Annotated in this window: 13 protein-coding genes; 4 read left to right on the forward strand and 9 right to left on the reverse strand. The window is 73.5% G+C overall.

The features are described 5' to 3' along the window. Window positions 1–223 precede the first annotated feature (223 nt). Window positions 224–490, forward strand: a complete 267-nt coding sequence (gene rpsT / locus ACQP03_RS27340) for a 30S ribosomal protein S20 (protein WP_355053192.1) — start codon at window positions 224–226, stop codon at window positions 488–490. 94 nt (window positions 491–584) lie between these two features. Here rpsT and ACQP03_RS27345 read toward each other — a convergent pair whose 3' ends face one another. From ACQP03_RS27345 to ACQP03_RS27360, 4 genes are all read right to left on the reverse strand, one after another. After that, entirely contained in the window at window positions 585–1,001 is a 417-nt protein-coding gene (locus ACQP03_RS27345) for a hypothetical protein (protein WP_357134528.1), read from the reverse strand. Next, window positions 998–1,978 carry a DNA polymerase III subunit delta gene (gene holA / locus ACQP03_RS27350; protein ID WP_357134527.1) on the reverse strand — a complete coding sequence of 327 codons (981 nt, stop codon included), beginning with the start codon at window positions 1,976–1,978 and terminating at the stop codon, window positions 998–1,000. The genes ACQP03_RS27345 and holA overlap by 4 nt, the downstream gene beginning before the upstream one ends. A 165-nt stretch (window positions 1,979–2,143) precedes the next feature. Continuing rightward, window positions 2,144–4,525 carry a ComEC/Rec2 family competence protein gene (locus tag ACQP03_RS27355; protein WP_433458975.1) on the reverse strand — a complete coding sequence of 794 codons (2,382 nt, stop codon included), beginning with the start codon at window positions 4,523–4,525 and terminating at the stop codon, window positions 2,144–2,146. Then, entirely contained in the window at window positions 4,522–5,316 is a 795-nt protein-coding gene (locus ACQP03_RS27360; RefSeq protein ID WP_357398954.1) for a ComEA family DNA-binding protein, read from the reverse strand. The genes ACQP03_RS27355 and ACQP03_RS27360 overlap by 4 nt, the downstream gene beginning before the upstream one ends. 213 nt (window positions 5,317–5,529) lie before the next feature. On the opposite strand from ACQP03_RS27360, the gene ACQP03_RS27365 reads away from it, so the two are divergent. Continuing rightward, entirely contained in the window at window positions 5,530–7,008 is a 1,479-nt protein-coding gene (locus ACQP03_RS27365; protein ID WP_357175671.1) for an arabinofuranosidase catalytic domain-containing protein, read from the forward strand. 51 nt (window positions 7,009–7,059) lie between these two features. Here the strand turns inward: ACQP03_RS27365 and ACQP03_RS27370 are convergent, their stop codons facing one another. From ACQP03_RS27370 to nadD, 5 genes are all read right to left on the reverse strand, one after another. Then, window positions 7,060–7,833, reverse strand: coding sequence for an SDR family NAD(P)-dependent oxidoreductase (locus ACQP03_RS27370; protein ID WP_357175674.1), 774 nt, complete (start codon window positions 7,831–7,833; stop codon window positions 7,060–7,062). 4 nt (window positions 7,834–7,837) lie between these two features. Then, window positions 7,838–8,692, reverse strand: a complete 855-nt coding sequence (locus tag ACQP03_RS27375; RefSeq protein ID WP_357175677.1) for a DegV family protein — start codon at window positions 8,690–8,692, stop codon at window positions 7,838–7,840. 69 nt (window positions 8,693–8,761) lie between these two features. Beyond that, window positions 8,762–9,391, reverse strand: coding sequence for a histidine phosphatase family protein (locus ACQP03_RS27380; protein ID WP_357175680.1), 630 nt, complete (start codon window positions 9,389–9,391; stop codon window positions 8,762–8,764). Further along, window positions 9,388–9,795, reverse strand: coding sequence for a ribosome silencing factor (gene rsfS / locus ACQP03_RS27385; protein WP_355053184.1), 408 nt, complete (start codon window positions 9,793–9,795; stop codon window positions 9,388–9,390). Before rsfS ends, ACQP03_RS27380 begins: the two co-directional genes overlap by 4 nt. A gap of 110 nt (window positions 9,796–9,905) precedes the next feature. Further along, complete coding sequence (gene nadD, locus ACQP03_RS27390) at window positions 9,906–10,502, reverse strand: nicotinate-nucleotide adenylyltransferase (RefSeq protein WP_357134515.1); 597 nt, start codon at window positions 10,500–10,502, stop codon at window positions 9,906–9,908. Window positions 10,503–10,609: 107 nt separating this feature from the next. Here nadD and ACQP03_RS27395 point away from each other — a divergent pair, with 107 nt between their 5' ends. Both ACQP03_RS27395 and ACQP03_RS27400 read left to right on the forward strand, forming a co-directional pair. Further along, the gene (locus tag ACQP03_RS27395) at window positions 10,610–11,269 is read left to right on the forward strand and encodes a PadR family transcriptional regulator (protein ID WP_357175683.1); all 660 of its coding nucleotides are present in this window, start codon (window positions 10,610–10,612) and stop codon (window positions 11,267–11,269) included. 160 nt (window positions 11,270–11,429) lie between these two features. Then, window positions 11,430–12,644, forward strand: coding sequence for an FAD-dependent monooxygenase (locus ACQP03_RS27400; protein ID WP_357134511.1), 1,215 nt, complete (start codon window positions 11,430–11,432; stop codon window positions 12,642–12,644). Window positions 12,645–12,716: the final 72 nt, after the last annotated feature.

Below are 12,716 nucleotides of genomic sequence, written 5' to 3' on the forward strand. Positions count from 1 at the left end.
AATCGGGCGGTCAGCGGCCGGCGGATACCCTGGTTCGCAGGAAGCCGGGTGGATCACGGCTCCCGCACCCACTGGGCGCGGGAGTCGAGCAGGCGCGGTCGGGTGGAGCCGTTTTGGCTTGTCCCCGGGCGACCTGGTAACCTGGCTTTTCGCGCGGCGATGACTCATGTCGTCATGCCGTGCGCAAGCTGACCAACCCGAGCTATCAAGACGAGGCTGTCGCGTGGCGAACATCAAGTCCCAGATCAAGCGCAACCGGCAGAACGAGAAGGCCCGGCTGCGCAACAAGTCGGTCAAGTCGTCGCTGAAGACCGCCGTCCGGAAGTTCCACGAGGCCGCCGAGGCCGGTGACGTCGAGAAGGCCACCGCTCTCATGCAGGATGCCTCGCGCAAGCTGGACAAGGCCGTCAGCAAGGGCGTGATCCACGCCAACCAGGCCGCGAACCGCAAGTCGGCGATCGCGAAGCGCGTGGTGACGCTCTCCGCCTGACGCTTCGTCGTCAGACTGATTCGGAAAGCCCCGGACCGAGGTCCGGGGCTTCCGTGTGTCCACGAACCGGCGCGCGCCTGCGCTTCGGCGGCCGTCAGTCCAGCGGGTCCCTGCGGCGTCTGGGCCGCACCGGGTCGGGTCGGACCACCACCGGAGTCACGGCGCTCCACTCGACCCGGGCCCGGCCGACCACCGGCTCCATCTGCCGGCGGAAGCGGTCCCGCTCCTGTTCGGGTACGAGCGCGGCGGAACGGACCACCACCGCGGCCACCATGTCGTTGAGCTTGACCATCGCCGCCACCACCACGGGTAGCACCAGCACCGCCCACCAGGTGACCAGCTCCGCGAGGGCGAGCAGCACGGCCAGGGCGATGGCGCCCTCGAAGAACAGGAAGCAGAGCACCCCACCGGGGTTGACGAACCGCAGGCCGAGGAGCCGGGCGTAGAGCGGCCGGTACCGCTCCTCGTCGGCGGACACGGTGGCCCACGCCGTACGGTTCGGCCCCGTCACCGACTGCTGCCCTGCCGGGCCGCCGCCACCGAGAAGACCGCCCGTTCCAGGGCGTACGCCCGGTCGTCCGAGCCGCCCTTGACGGCCGCGTTGCACTCCGCGGCGACCTGCATGGCGCGGACCAGTCCTTCCGGGGTCCAGCCGCGCCCCTGTCGCTGCGCCCGTTCGATCTTCCACGCCGGCATGCCGAGGCTGCTGGCGAGCTGGTACGCGTTGCCCCGTCCGGCCGACGCCACCCGGGCCACCGTCCGCACCCCGTCGGCCAGGGCGTCGGCGATGGGCACCGGGTCGACACCGACGTGCAGGGCCCAGCGCAGCGCTTCCAGGGCGGCCGGCACGTCGCCGACCATGGTGGCGTCCGCCACGGTGAAGCCGGTCACCTCGACCCGTCCCCGGTAGTAACGGGACACCGTCTCGGCGCTGATCCGCCCGTCGGTGTCGGCCATGAGCTGGGAACAGGCGGCGGCCAGTTCGCGCAGGTCGTTGCCGACCGCCGCGATCAGCGCCTCGGCGGCGTCGTCGGGGCACCGGCCGCCGGCCCGGCGGATCTCGTCGCGGACGAAGGCGACCCGGTCGCGGTGGCCCTTGAGCTTGGCCGCCGGAACCACCGTCGCGCCGGCCGACCGCAGCCCGTCGGCGAACGCCTTGCCCTTGGCGCCGCCCAGGTGCAGCACCAGGAGCTGCACCTCCGGGTCGGGATTCTTCGCGTACGCCAGCAGCGCGGCGACCAGGTCCTTGCGGGCGTCCTGGCCGGAGCGCAGGACGAGCAGCCGCCGGCCGCCGAACAGCGACGGGCTGAGCATCTCGGCTATCTCGCCGACGGTGAGCGCACCCGCCTGGTACTCGCGGACGTCCACCTCGGGGTCGGTGGCGCGGGCCCGTTCGACAGCTTCGGAGACCGCGCGCGTGGCGAGCAGCTCCTCGTCGCCGAGGACGAGCACAATGGGGGCGAGGCTGGCGGGGGTCACGTCGCCCATATTCGCACGGCCCACGGCGGGTACGGGCCTGCTCAATCGCCACCCGGTCGGCGCAGCCCGCACTTAGCGCAAATCCAGACATTTATCTCGGTTCACCACCTAATCCGCAAATGGCCCGGATTCTGGGTCGAGTGCGCGCAATTTCCACGCGACCGGCGGTCCCCCTCACGGTGGCCGTCCCGGCGGTACCCCTCGACGGGCCACCGCCAGGCCGTCGGCAGTCCGGATCGCCGCCACGTCGCCGTCGGTGTCGGTCCGCAGGACCCGGGCGCCGTGCCGGCTCAACCGGGACAGGAGCGCCGGGTTCGGATGCCCGTACGTGTTGCCCGTGCCGACCGGCACCAGCGCCACGGCCGGCCGCACGGCGGCGAGGAAGCTCTCGTCCTGGTACGCCGAGCCGTGGTGCGCGACCTTCAGCACGTCCGCCCGTAGCTGGCCGGGCGGCGTCCGGACCAGGACGGCGTGCTGCTCCTCGGTCTCGGCGTCGCCGGGCAGCAGGACCGAGACGCCGGCGACCGTGGCGCGCAGCACCAGCGAGTTGTTGTTCGGGTCCGAGCGGGTGCCGGCCAGCGGATACGGCGGTCCGAGCACCAGCAGCTCGACACCGCCGACCCGGTGACGTGCCCCGGCGGTGGTGTCCCGCATCGTGGCCCGGCCGCCGGTCGCCGCCGCGCGGACGGCCGCCCGACCGCTCGCCGGGTCCGTCGACGGCGGGGTCAGCACGGCGGCCACCCGTCGCCCCCGGAACACCCCGGCCACCCCGCCCACGTGGTCGAGATGGAAGTGGCTGACTACCAGCAGCGACACCTCCCGGATGCCGAGCCGTCGCAGACACGCGTCCACCGCGCCCGGCTCCGGCCCGGTGTCGACCAGCACCGCCCGGCCGGGCGCGACGCGCAGCACGAGGGCGTCCCCCTGCCCCACGGCGCAGGCCACCACCACCCAGCCGGGCGGCGGCCAGCCGCTGGCGAGCAACCGGACCCCGAGAGCGCCCACCAGGACGGCGACCGCGACCACCGCCACCAACCGGCGCACCAGCGGGCGGCGCGCGGCCACCAGAAACGCGACGGTCAGCCCGGCCAGCAGCAGGGCACCGGCCGCCCCACCCGGCCACGCCAGGGTGCCGGCCGGCAGGCGGGCGCCGTGGCGGGCGATGACGACCAGCCACCAGGCCGGCCAGCTCGCCAGCCACGCGACGAACCCGGCCCCGGCCGGCCAGACCGGCGACAGCAGCGCGGCCGTCACCCCCAGCACCGTCGCCGGCGCGATGGCCGGCACCGCCAGCAGGTTGGCCGGCACCGCCACCAGGCTGACCGTGCCGGAGATTCCGGCGACGACCGGCCCGCAGGCCACCTGGGCGGCCGCCGGTACCGCCAACGCCTCGGCCAACCCGGCCGGTACGCCCCGACGGCGCAGCCCGTCGCGCCAACGCGGCGCGAGCAGCAGCAGACCCGCGGTGGCCAGGACGGACAGCGCGAACCCGGCGTCGCCCGCCAACTCGGGGTCGACGAGCACCAGCACGGTGACGGCGGCGGCCAGCGCGGGCAGCGCGGCCCGGGGTCGACCGGCGGCCAGCGCGACGAGCCCGATCGCCCCCATCGTGGCGGCCCGTACGACGCTCGGTGACGGACGCACCAGGATGACGAAGCCCACCAGCGCCACCCCACAGAGCACCCCGGCGAGCCACGGACCGGCGCGTGCCCAGCGCGCCACCAGCAGCACCGCACCCACCACGATCGCGACGTTGCTGCCCGAGACGGCATTGAGGTGCGTCATGCCGGTCGCCCGGAAGTCCTCCTCGACGGCGGGCGGCAGGCGGCTGGTGTCCCCCACCACCAGTCCCGGCAGCAGACCACCCGGGTCGTCGGGCAGCGGCGCGCAGGCCCGTTGCAGACCCGCGCGCAGGGTGCCGGCGGCGCGCTGCGCCCACGACGGCGTACCGCGCCGCTGGGGTGGACCGGTGGTCGCGAGGACCGCCGCGGTGAGGTCACCGCCGCGCGGCAGGCCGAGCCGCCCGTCGGCGGTCAGCCGCTGCCCCGGCAACAGCCCTCGCCAGCCGGGGTCGGTGGCGAGGACCAGCACCCGTACCGACGCTCGGAGCGGCTGGCCGTCGGGACCGGTCAGCCGGATCAGCTCGCCCGACACCAGCAGCATGCCGGGACGCCCGGCGGAGCGGATGGGGCGCGGATCGTCCCGCACGACGAGGTCGGCGGTGACCGGGGCGCGCTTCTCGGCAAGGGCGCGGACCGGCGGCGCGTCCCGCACGACCAGCCGGGCCGAGGTCGCCGCCGCGCCGCAGAGGACGCCGAGACCGACCGCGACGACGATCCAGCCGAAACGGCGGGCGAGAGCCCCTGGGCGACCGAGCCGACCGAGCAGGTGCAGGGTGCTCAGCGCGGTCGACACGGCTGCTCCGCCGGCCACCAGCAGCAGCGGTCGGGGGCCGAGGTGCAGTCCGGCGAGCGCGGTGAGCCAGGCGGCCACGGCCAGCCCGGCGAGCCGGAGGTCCGGTGGCGGCGGGTCGCCGACGACGGGTGCGACGTTCACACTGTCACCAGGTCCTTGAGCTGCTCATAGCGCGCGTCGCCGATGCCCTCGACCTGGCGCAGGTCACCGACGGCCGTGAACCCGCCGTGCTGGTCCCGGTAGGCGAGGATGCGCTGGGCCAGCACCGGCCCCACCCCGGGCAGCGCGTCGAGCTGGGCAGGTGTCGCGGTGTTCAGGTTCAGCGCCGCGCCGGGGGCCGGCGCACCGGCGGGGGCCGGACCGGCGGCGGGTCCGGGTGCCGGCGGGGGCGTCACCCCGACGACGATCAACTCACCGTCGGCCAGCTTGCGAGCGGGATTGAGCAGCGCCACGTCGACGCCGGGCAGCGGGCCACCGGCCTCGGAGAGGGCGTCGGCGAGTCGGGCCCCGGCCGGAACCCGCACCAGCCCGGGTTTGCGCACCTTGCCCGCGACCGTCACCACCAGCTCGCCGGACGCCGAGGCGCTGGCCTGCCCGGCCACGACGGCCGAGGGGGCCTCGCCCACCGGTGGGGTGACCGGTTCCGCGTGTGGTCGGGACCGCCAGGCCCAACCGGCCGCGGCCAGCACCACCACGAGGGCCACGGCGGCCAGCGCCCGTACTCCGCGCCTGCCCGGGTCGAACGCTCCGGGGCCGGGCAGCCGCGCCATACCGCCGGGCTGATCGCCATCTGGAAGACATCCCCGCTGTGGGTCGGCGGGCACGTCCGTTGCCGACGCGTCGGCCCCCGACGGAAGCGGCGCCGCGTCGCCCGTCGCGGCGGTCAACCGGCGCAGACGCTGACGTACCGCTGTCTCCTCGTCCTCTGCCACGCCGCGACGCTAGGACGCCGGACGCCCCGACGGCCGCCTCGCTGGCCCGACCTGTGGACAACCGGGGCCTCTGTGGACAACGCCCTGATCATGCTCGCGTCTGCTACGGGAGCACGGGCCACCGACCCGCCCGGAGGTAGCGCGCGTTCATGGATGAGGATTAATGTTAACGCTATCATCACCCCCCACCACCACCGCCACCTGAGGGGAACCATGGACGTGAAGAGAAGGCTGCACCGCCTGCTGGCCGCAGCGGGGACCCTGCTGGTCCTCGTCGCCGGGGCCGGCGTCTACCTGGTCACGGAGACGCCCGGCGTCGCCCGGGCGGCCGGCACCGGCCCGTGCGACATCTACGCCTCCGGCGGGACGCCGTGCGTCGCCGCGCACAGCACCACCCGGGCCCTGTACGGCGCGTACAACGGAGCGCTCTACCAGGTGCGCAGATCATCGGACAACACCACCCGCGACGTCGGCGTGCTCAGCGCCGGTGGCGTCGCCAACGCCGCCACCCAGGACACGTTCTGCGCCAACACGAGCTGCGTGATCACGATCATCTACGACCAGTCCGGCCGCAACAACCGGCTCACGCAGGCGCCTCCCGGCGGCTTCACCGGCCCGGCCCCCGGCGGGTACGACAACCTCGCCGACGCCAAGGCGGCACCGGTCACCATCGGCGGCCAGAACGCGTACGGCGTCTACATCGCCCCCGGCACCGGCTACCGCAACAACAACACCAACGGCGTCGCGACCGGCGACCAGCCCGAGGGCATCTACGCCGTCGTCGACGGCACGCACTACAACCAGTGGTGCTGCTTCGACTACGGCAACGCGCAGACCAACGTCCAGGCCGACGAGCGCGCGATCATGGAGACGGTCTACTTCGGCGCGAACAAGCAGTGGGGCTACGGAGCGGGCGCGGGTCCCTGGATCATGGCCGACCTGGAGTGGGGCCTGTTCTCCGGGGTTAACGCGGGCTACAACAACATCGCGTCCATCAACCACCGCTTCGTCACGGCCATGGTCAAGGGCGAGCCGAACCACTGGGCGATCCGCGGCGGGAACTCGCAGTCGGGTGGCCTGACCACCTACTTCGACGGTCGGCGGCCCAACGGCTACAACCCGATGAAGAAGGAGGGGGCCATCCTCCTGGGCATCGGTGGTGACAACAGCATCACCGGTCGCGGCACCTTCTTCGAGGGCGTGCTGACCTCCGGCTACCCGACGGCCGCCACCGAGGACGCCGTGCAGGCGAACATCGCCGCTGCCGCCTACACCCCCGCGAGCGGCGGCAACCCGCAGCAGAACGCCCAGATCGTGGGCGCGCAGTCCGGTCGCTGCGTCGACGTGCCGAACGGCGCCACCACCAACGGCACCCAGCTGCAACTGTGGGACTGCATCAGCAACAGCGCCGCGCAACGCTGGACCTACACGGCCGGCAAGCAGATCCAGGTGTACGGCAACAAGTGCCTCGACGCCAACGGCCAGGGCACCGCGAACGGCACCCAGGTGATCATCTGGGACTGCCACGGCGGCGCGAACCAGCAGTGGAACGTCAACGCCAACGGCACCCTCACCGGCGTCCAGTCCGGGCTCTGCCTGGACGCCAACGGCGCCGCCACCGCCAACGGCACCAAACTGATCCTCTGGGCCTGCAACGGTGGACAGAACCAGCAGTGGTCCCTGCGAAGCTGAGCGGACAGCAGTCGGGCCGTCTCCGGAGGGAGGCGGCCCGAGTGCACCGGATCAGCGGGCCTCCGGGTCGAGGCCGAGCGCCGCCCGTCCCCCGTCCACCGGCAGGGTCACCCCGTTGACGAAGCTGGCCGCCGGCGACAGCAGGAACGCGACCGCCTCGGCCACCTCGTCGGCACGCCCGATCCGGCCCACCGGGTGCAGCCGGGTCAACTCGGCGTCGATCCACTCGGCCCGGGTGGGCTCCTGCGCGGCGAGGTACTCGGCGTGCCGCTCGGTGGCGATCGAGCCGAGCGCGACGGCGTTGGCGCGGATGCCGTGCCGTCCGTACTCGACGGCCAGCGCCCGGGTCAGCCCCTCCACGGCGGCCTTCGCCGTGGCGTACGGCAGAGCGCCCGGCACCGGCCGGCGGGCCTGGTGCGACGAGACATTCACGATCGCGCCGCCCGTGCCGGCGGCCAGGAAGCGGCGCACCGCCACGGCGGCGCCCACCACGGCCGGACGCAGGTTCAGCCCGATCAGGTCCAGCACGATGTCGGCCGACGCCGTGTGCAGGGCGGCGTCCCGGGAGATCGCCGCGTTGTTCACCCAGCCGGTCAGCGGGGCGACGCGTTCGGCCACCTCGGCGGCGTGTTCGGCCACCCGCTCGTCACCGGCGTCGCCGACCACCGCGAGCAGGCGATCGGCGGCCGGGTGCCCGGCGAGCCAGTCCACCGCCTCGGCGTCGCGCTCCACGACGACGACGGTCACGCCGGCAGTCACCAGCCGTCGCGTCACGGCCCGACCGACGCCACGGCCACCACCGGTCACCACGCACGTGCCGGCCACGATCTCAGCTCCCGGGCCGACGGTGCACGACGACACAGGCCAGACCCGGCCCGGCGTGTGCGGCGACCACCGCGCCCGCCTCGGAGACGTACGTGTCGTGCACCCGTTCGCCCAGGCGCGCGGTGAGCGCGGCGAGCAGCGCCTCGGCGCGCTGCGGCGCGGCCAGGTGGTGTACGCCCAGGTCGACGTCGTCGTCGCCGGCCGCCTCGACGGCCAGGTCGACGAGCCGGGCGACTCCCCGACTGGCGGTACGCACCTTCTCCCGCAGCACGATCGCGCCGTCCGGCATGTGCATGATCGGCTTGACCGACAGGGCGGTGCCGAGCAGCGCCTCGGCGGCGTTGATCCGGCCGCCCCGGCGGAGGAACTCCAACGTGTCGACGTAGAACCAGACGGTGGTCCGGGCCACCGCGGCGAGCGCCGCGTCGCGTACGCCGGCCAGGTCCGCTCCGGCTTCGGCGGCGATGGCGGCGGCGATGGCCGGGAAGCCGAGGCCCATGCCGGCGGAGCGGCTGTCGACGACCTCGACCCGACCGCCGAGGTCGACGGCGGCCAGGCGGGCGGCCTCGACGGTGCCGGACAGGCCGGCGGAGATGTGCACCGAGACGACGCCGTCGGCGCCGTCGTCGAGGAGACGGCGGTACGTCCGGGCGAACTGTTCGGGCGCCGGCCGGGACGTGCTGGCCGACACCCGCCGCTCACCCAGCGCGCGGGTGGCGTCGGCGGGTTGGGTCTCCACCCCCTCCAATCCCTCCGCGCCGTTGAGCACGACGGTCAGCGGGACGACGGTCAGCCGGTGCCGCAGCACCAGCTCGGGTGGGAGGTAGGCGGTGGAGTCGATGACGACCGCGACGGGCATGCCCGGCACGCTAGCCGATCACGACCCGCCGCGCCGAGGTGCGAGCGCCGACCCGGGCCGGATCGGCGCTCAGACCGCGTCGACGACGGCCGGGGCGGTGACGAGGCCGACGTTGTGGCCACGGAGCTGCCAGCCCCGGACGTCGTCGTGTCGCAGCTCGGTCCAGTGGCAGTTGGCCAGGGAGCCGATGGTGCGCAGCACCTCGGGAGGCCAGCCGAGCAGGTGGCCAACGCCCTGGCGGGAGGCGCCGCCGTGGGTGGCGAGGACCACCGTCCCGCCGGGCGTCGCGTCGGCCGCCGTCAGGAACGCGGCGGCGACCCGCTCACCGAGTTCGTGCAGCGGCTCCAGATCCGCGCCCGGCGCCGGGTCGCCGGCCCGCCAGCGCGCGTACTCGCCGGGGAAGCGCTCGGCGACCTCGGTGAGGTGCAGGCCCTGCCACCGGCCGAAGTGCCGCTCGCGCAGCCGGGCGTCGGTGCGTACCCCGAGGCCGGTGAGCGCGGCCAGCGCCGCGGCGGTCTCCGCGGCGCGGCCCAGGTCGCTGGAGACGATGGCGTCCGGACGCAGCGACGCGAGCAGCGGCGCGGCGGCGCGGGCCTGGTCGCGGCCCAGCTCGTTGAGGGGTACGTCGGTCTGCCCCTGGACGCGGTTGGCGGCGTTCCAGTCGGTGTTGCCGTGCCGCCAGACGATCAGCCGGGTCATTCGGCCGCGGCGGACCCGCTGGCGTCGGCCTCGACCAGGTCGCGGTCGACGAACGGGATGGTGGGGCAGTCCTTCCAGAGGCGGTCGAGCCCGTAGAACTCGCGCTCCTCGGTGTGCTGGACGTGTACCACGATGTCGACGTAGTCGAGCAGCACCCAGCGGCCACCCCGCTCGCCTTCGCGCCGGATCGGCTTGGCCTTCTCCGGAAGCTCCAGCAGGCGCTCCTCGATGGCGTCGACGATGGCGAGCACCTGGCGCTCGTTGGGGGCGGCGGCGAGCAGGAACGCGTCCGTGATGGCGAGCTGGTCGCCGACGTCGATGATCGCGATGTCCTGCGCCTTCTTGTCGGCGGCTGCCTGGGCGGCGGCGATCGCCAGCTCGTGCGCGCGTTCGGAAACTGTCACCGTTCTCCTTCGATCAGGCGTGCGATCCTCCAAGCGTCTCACACCCGGCGAGGTCCCGACCCGTCAGTTCTGGTCGGTTAGACGCACCAACCAGCACATACCGGACGCGATCAGGACTGATAGAGGCGTCGCTTGGCGATGTACTGCACCACACCGTCAGGCACCAGGTACCAGACCGGCTCACCCCGGGCGACCCGGGCACGACAGTCGGTCGACGAGATGGACATCGCGGGCACCTGGATCAGGCTGACCGTGTCCGCCGGGAGGTGCTTGTCGGTCAGCGCGAAACCGGGCCGGGTCACACCGACGAAGTGGGCCAGCTCGAAGATCTCGTCCAGGTCCTTCCAGGACAGGATGCGTTGCAGCGCGTCCGCTCCGGTGATGAAGAAGAGCTGGACCTTGGCGCCGTACTCGGCCTGGAGGTCGCGCAACGTGTCGACCGTGTAGGTCGGGCCGCTGCGGTCGATGTCGACGCGACTGACCTGGAAGCGGGGGTTGGAGGCGGTGGCGATGACCGTCATGAGGTACCGGTCCTCGGCGGGGCTGACCGGCTCGTCGGCCTTCTGCCACGGCTGCCCGGTGGGGACGAAGACCACCTCGTCCAGGCCGAACCGGTCCGCCACCTCGCTGGCCGCGACGAGGTGCCCGTGGTGGATCGGGTCGAAGGTGCCACCCATGATCCCGATCCGCCGGATATCTTCCTCCACCCGTTGATCGTAGGCCGGGCGTCGGAACCGCCCGTATCGGCCCGAGGGACTGGCGACACGGATACTCGCGTGCGTATACTCGTCCACGAGTATTTGGGAGGTGCGTCATGCCGAAGCGGCGCAAGGTCGGCAACCTGCTGGCGCTGGCCGTGCTCTCCGCCCTCGTCCAGCGGCCCATGCACCCCTACGAGATGGCCAGCACGCTGCGCGCCTGGGGCAAGGACCAGGACATGGAGTTCAAGTGGGGCTCCTTCTACACGGTGATCCGCAACCTGGACAAACACCAGTTGATCGCCGCCGTGGAGAGCGTGCGCGAGGGCCGACGCCCGGAACGCACCGTCTACCGGATCACCGACGCGGGCCGGGCCGAGCTGGTCGACTGGGCGCGGGAGCTGGTCGGCATGCCCATGGCGGAGCATCCCCGCTTCCGGGCCGGCCTCTCCGTGCTCGCCGCCCTGCACCCCGACGAGGCGATCGACCTGCTCCGGCAGCGACTCGACCGACTGGACGACGCGCTCCGCCGGGACCGCGAGACGCTCGACGCCCACCTGCGGGACGTCCCGCGACTGTTCCTGGTCGAGAACGAGTACGACCTCGCCATCCGGGACGCCGAGGCCACCTGGCTGCGGGCCCTGCTGGCGGAGTTGACCTCGGGAAGCTACCCGGGGCTGGACACCTGGCGGGCCTTCCACGAGACCGGCGAGATGCCGGCCGAGCTGGCCGAGCTGGCCGCAAGGACCAGCAGCGACCCCGACACCGCCGACTGACAAGACAGCTCCGGCGGGGTGCGCCAACACCCCGCCGGAGCCCTACCCCGAACCGACACCTGAGCAGGCACCCGGCCCGAAGCGGCAACCACGAGGATAACCGGGTCCCCTCCCAGGACGGTTCGTCCGCACCCACGCGACGACACCAGGGAGAAAGAGCATGACAACGGTACGAACCGCACTCGTCATCGGCGGCGGCATCGCGGGGCCCGTGGCGGCCCTCGCCCTCCACCGCGCCGGCATCACCGCCACCGTCGCCGAGGCGTACCCGGCGACCGCCAGCGGAGCCGGTGGCATCGGTGGCACCCTCGCGCTCGCGCCCAACGGCGTGGCAGCCCTGCGGGCCGTCGGCGCGGACGAGGCGGTGACGGCGATCGCCACCGGGATCCACCGCAGCGTCATGGCCGTTGGCGCCCGACGGATCGACCTGCCGATGCTGGCCGGAGTGCCGCCGCTGCGCGTGGTACACCGGGCCGAGCTGCATCGGGTGCTGCACGACCGGGCCGTCGCCGAGGGCATCACCTTCGCGTACGGCAGGCGACTGGTCGACGTCACGCAGACCGACGACGGCGTGACCGCGCGTTTCGAGGACGGCACCACGGCGACCGCCGACGTCCTGGTCGGCGCGGACGGCATCCGTTCCACGGTCCGTGACCTCATCGACCCGGCCGCGCCCGGCCCCCGATTCACCGGACTGCTCGGCTTAGAGGCGGTCGCCCGGCACGAGGTGGACGCCGAGGCGGGCACGATGACGTTCGCCTTCGGACGGCGCGGCTACTACCTGTACTGGCCCGAGCCGGGTGGCGGCACCCGCTGGGGGGCCAACCTGCCGGGGCAGCGGCCGATGAGCCTCGTCGAGGCCCGTACGGTGCCCGCGCGGCAGTGGCTGGACACGTTGCGCGCCACCTACGGCGACGACGACCCGGGCCGGGAGCTGATGGCCACCAGCTCCGCCGACGACCTCCAGGTGGCCGGCGCGTTGCAGATCATGCCGCCCGTGCCGCACTGGCACCGGGGTCGCCTGGTGCTGGTCGGCGACGCCGCGCACGCGCCGTCGAACAGCTCCGGGCAGGGCGCCTCGCTCGCCATCGAGAGCGCGGTGCAGCTCGCCCGCTGCCTGCGGGACCTACCCGACGTGACGTCGGCCTTCGAGGCGTACGTGCGGCTGCGTCGCACCCGGGTCGAGAAGGTCGCCGCCCGCGCCGCGCGGATCAACCACACGAAGGCGCCCGGCCCGGTCGCCCGGACGCTGATGCCGCTGCTCATACCGCTGCTGGTGCGCACGGCGATGGACCCGGAACGCACCATCGCCCACGAGCAGCGCTACGTCATCGACTTCGACGCCCCGGTCACGGCCGAACCCGCCCTGCGGTGAGCACGGGCGCGGGGTGGCCGCTCGGCCACCCCGCGCTCCGACCATCGCAACCCGGGCCGCCCACCACGGCGG

Source organism: Micromonospora sp. CA-248212 (assembly GCF_050948405.1).
Lineage (GTDB): Bacteria > Actinomycetota > Actinomycetes > Mycobacteriales > Micromonosporaceae > Micromonospora.

Coding starts and splice junctions, on each gene's coding strand:
- ACQP03_RS27395 (WP_357175683.1), top strand. CDS start 10,610: ATGCCGAAGCGGCGCAAGGTCGGCAACCTGCTGGCGCTGGCCGTGCTC.
- ACQP03_RS27365 (WP_357175671.1), top strand. CDS start 5,530: ATGGACGTGAAGAGAAGGCTGCACCGCCTGCTGGCCGCAGCGGGGACC.
- ACQP03_RS27380 (WP_357175680.1), bottom strand. CDS start 9,391: ATGACCCGGCTGATCGTCTGGCGGCACGGCAACACCGACTGGAACGCC.
- ACQP03_RS27375 (WP_357175677.1), bottom strand. CDS start 8,692: ATGCCCGTCGCGGTCGTCATCGACTCCACCGCCTACCTCCCACCCGAG.
- ACQP03_RS27400 (WP_357134511.1), top strand. CDS start 11,430: ATGACAACGGTACGAACCGCACTCGTCATCGGCGGCGGCATCGCGGGG.
- holA (WP_357134527.1), bottom strand. CDS start 1,978: ATGGGCGACGTGACCCCCGCCAGCCTCGCCCCCATTGTGCTCGTCCTC.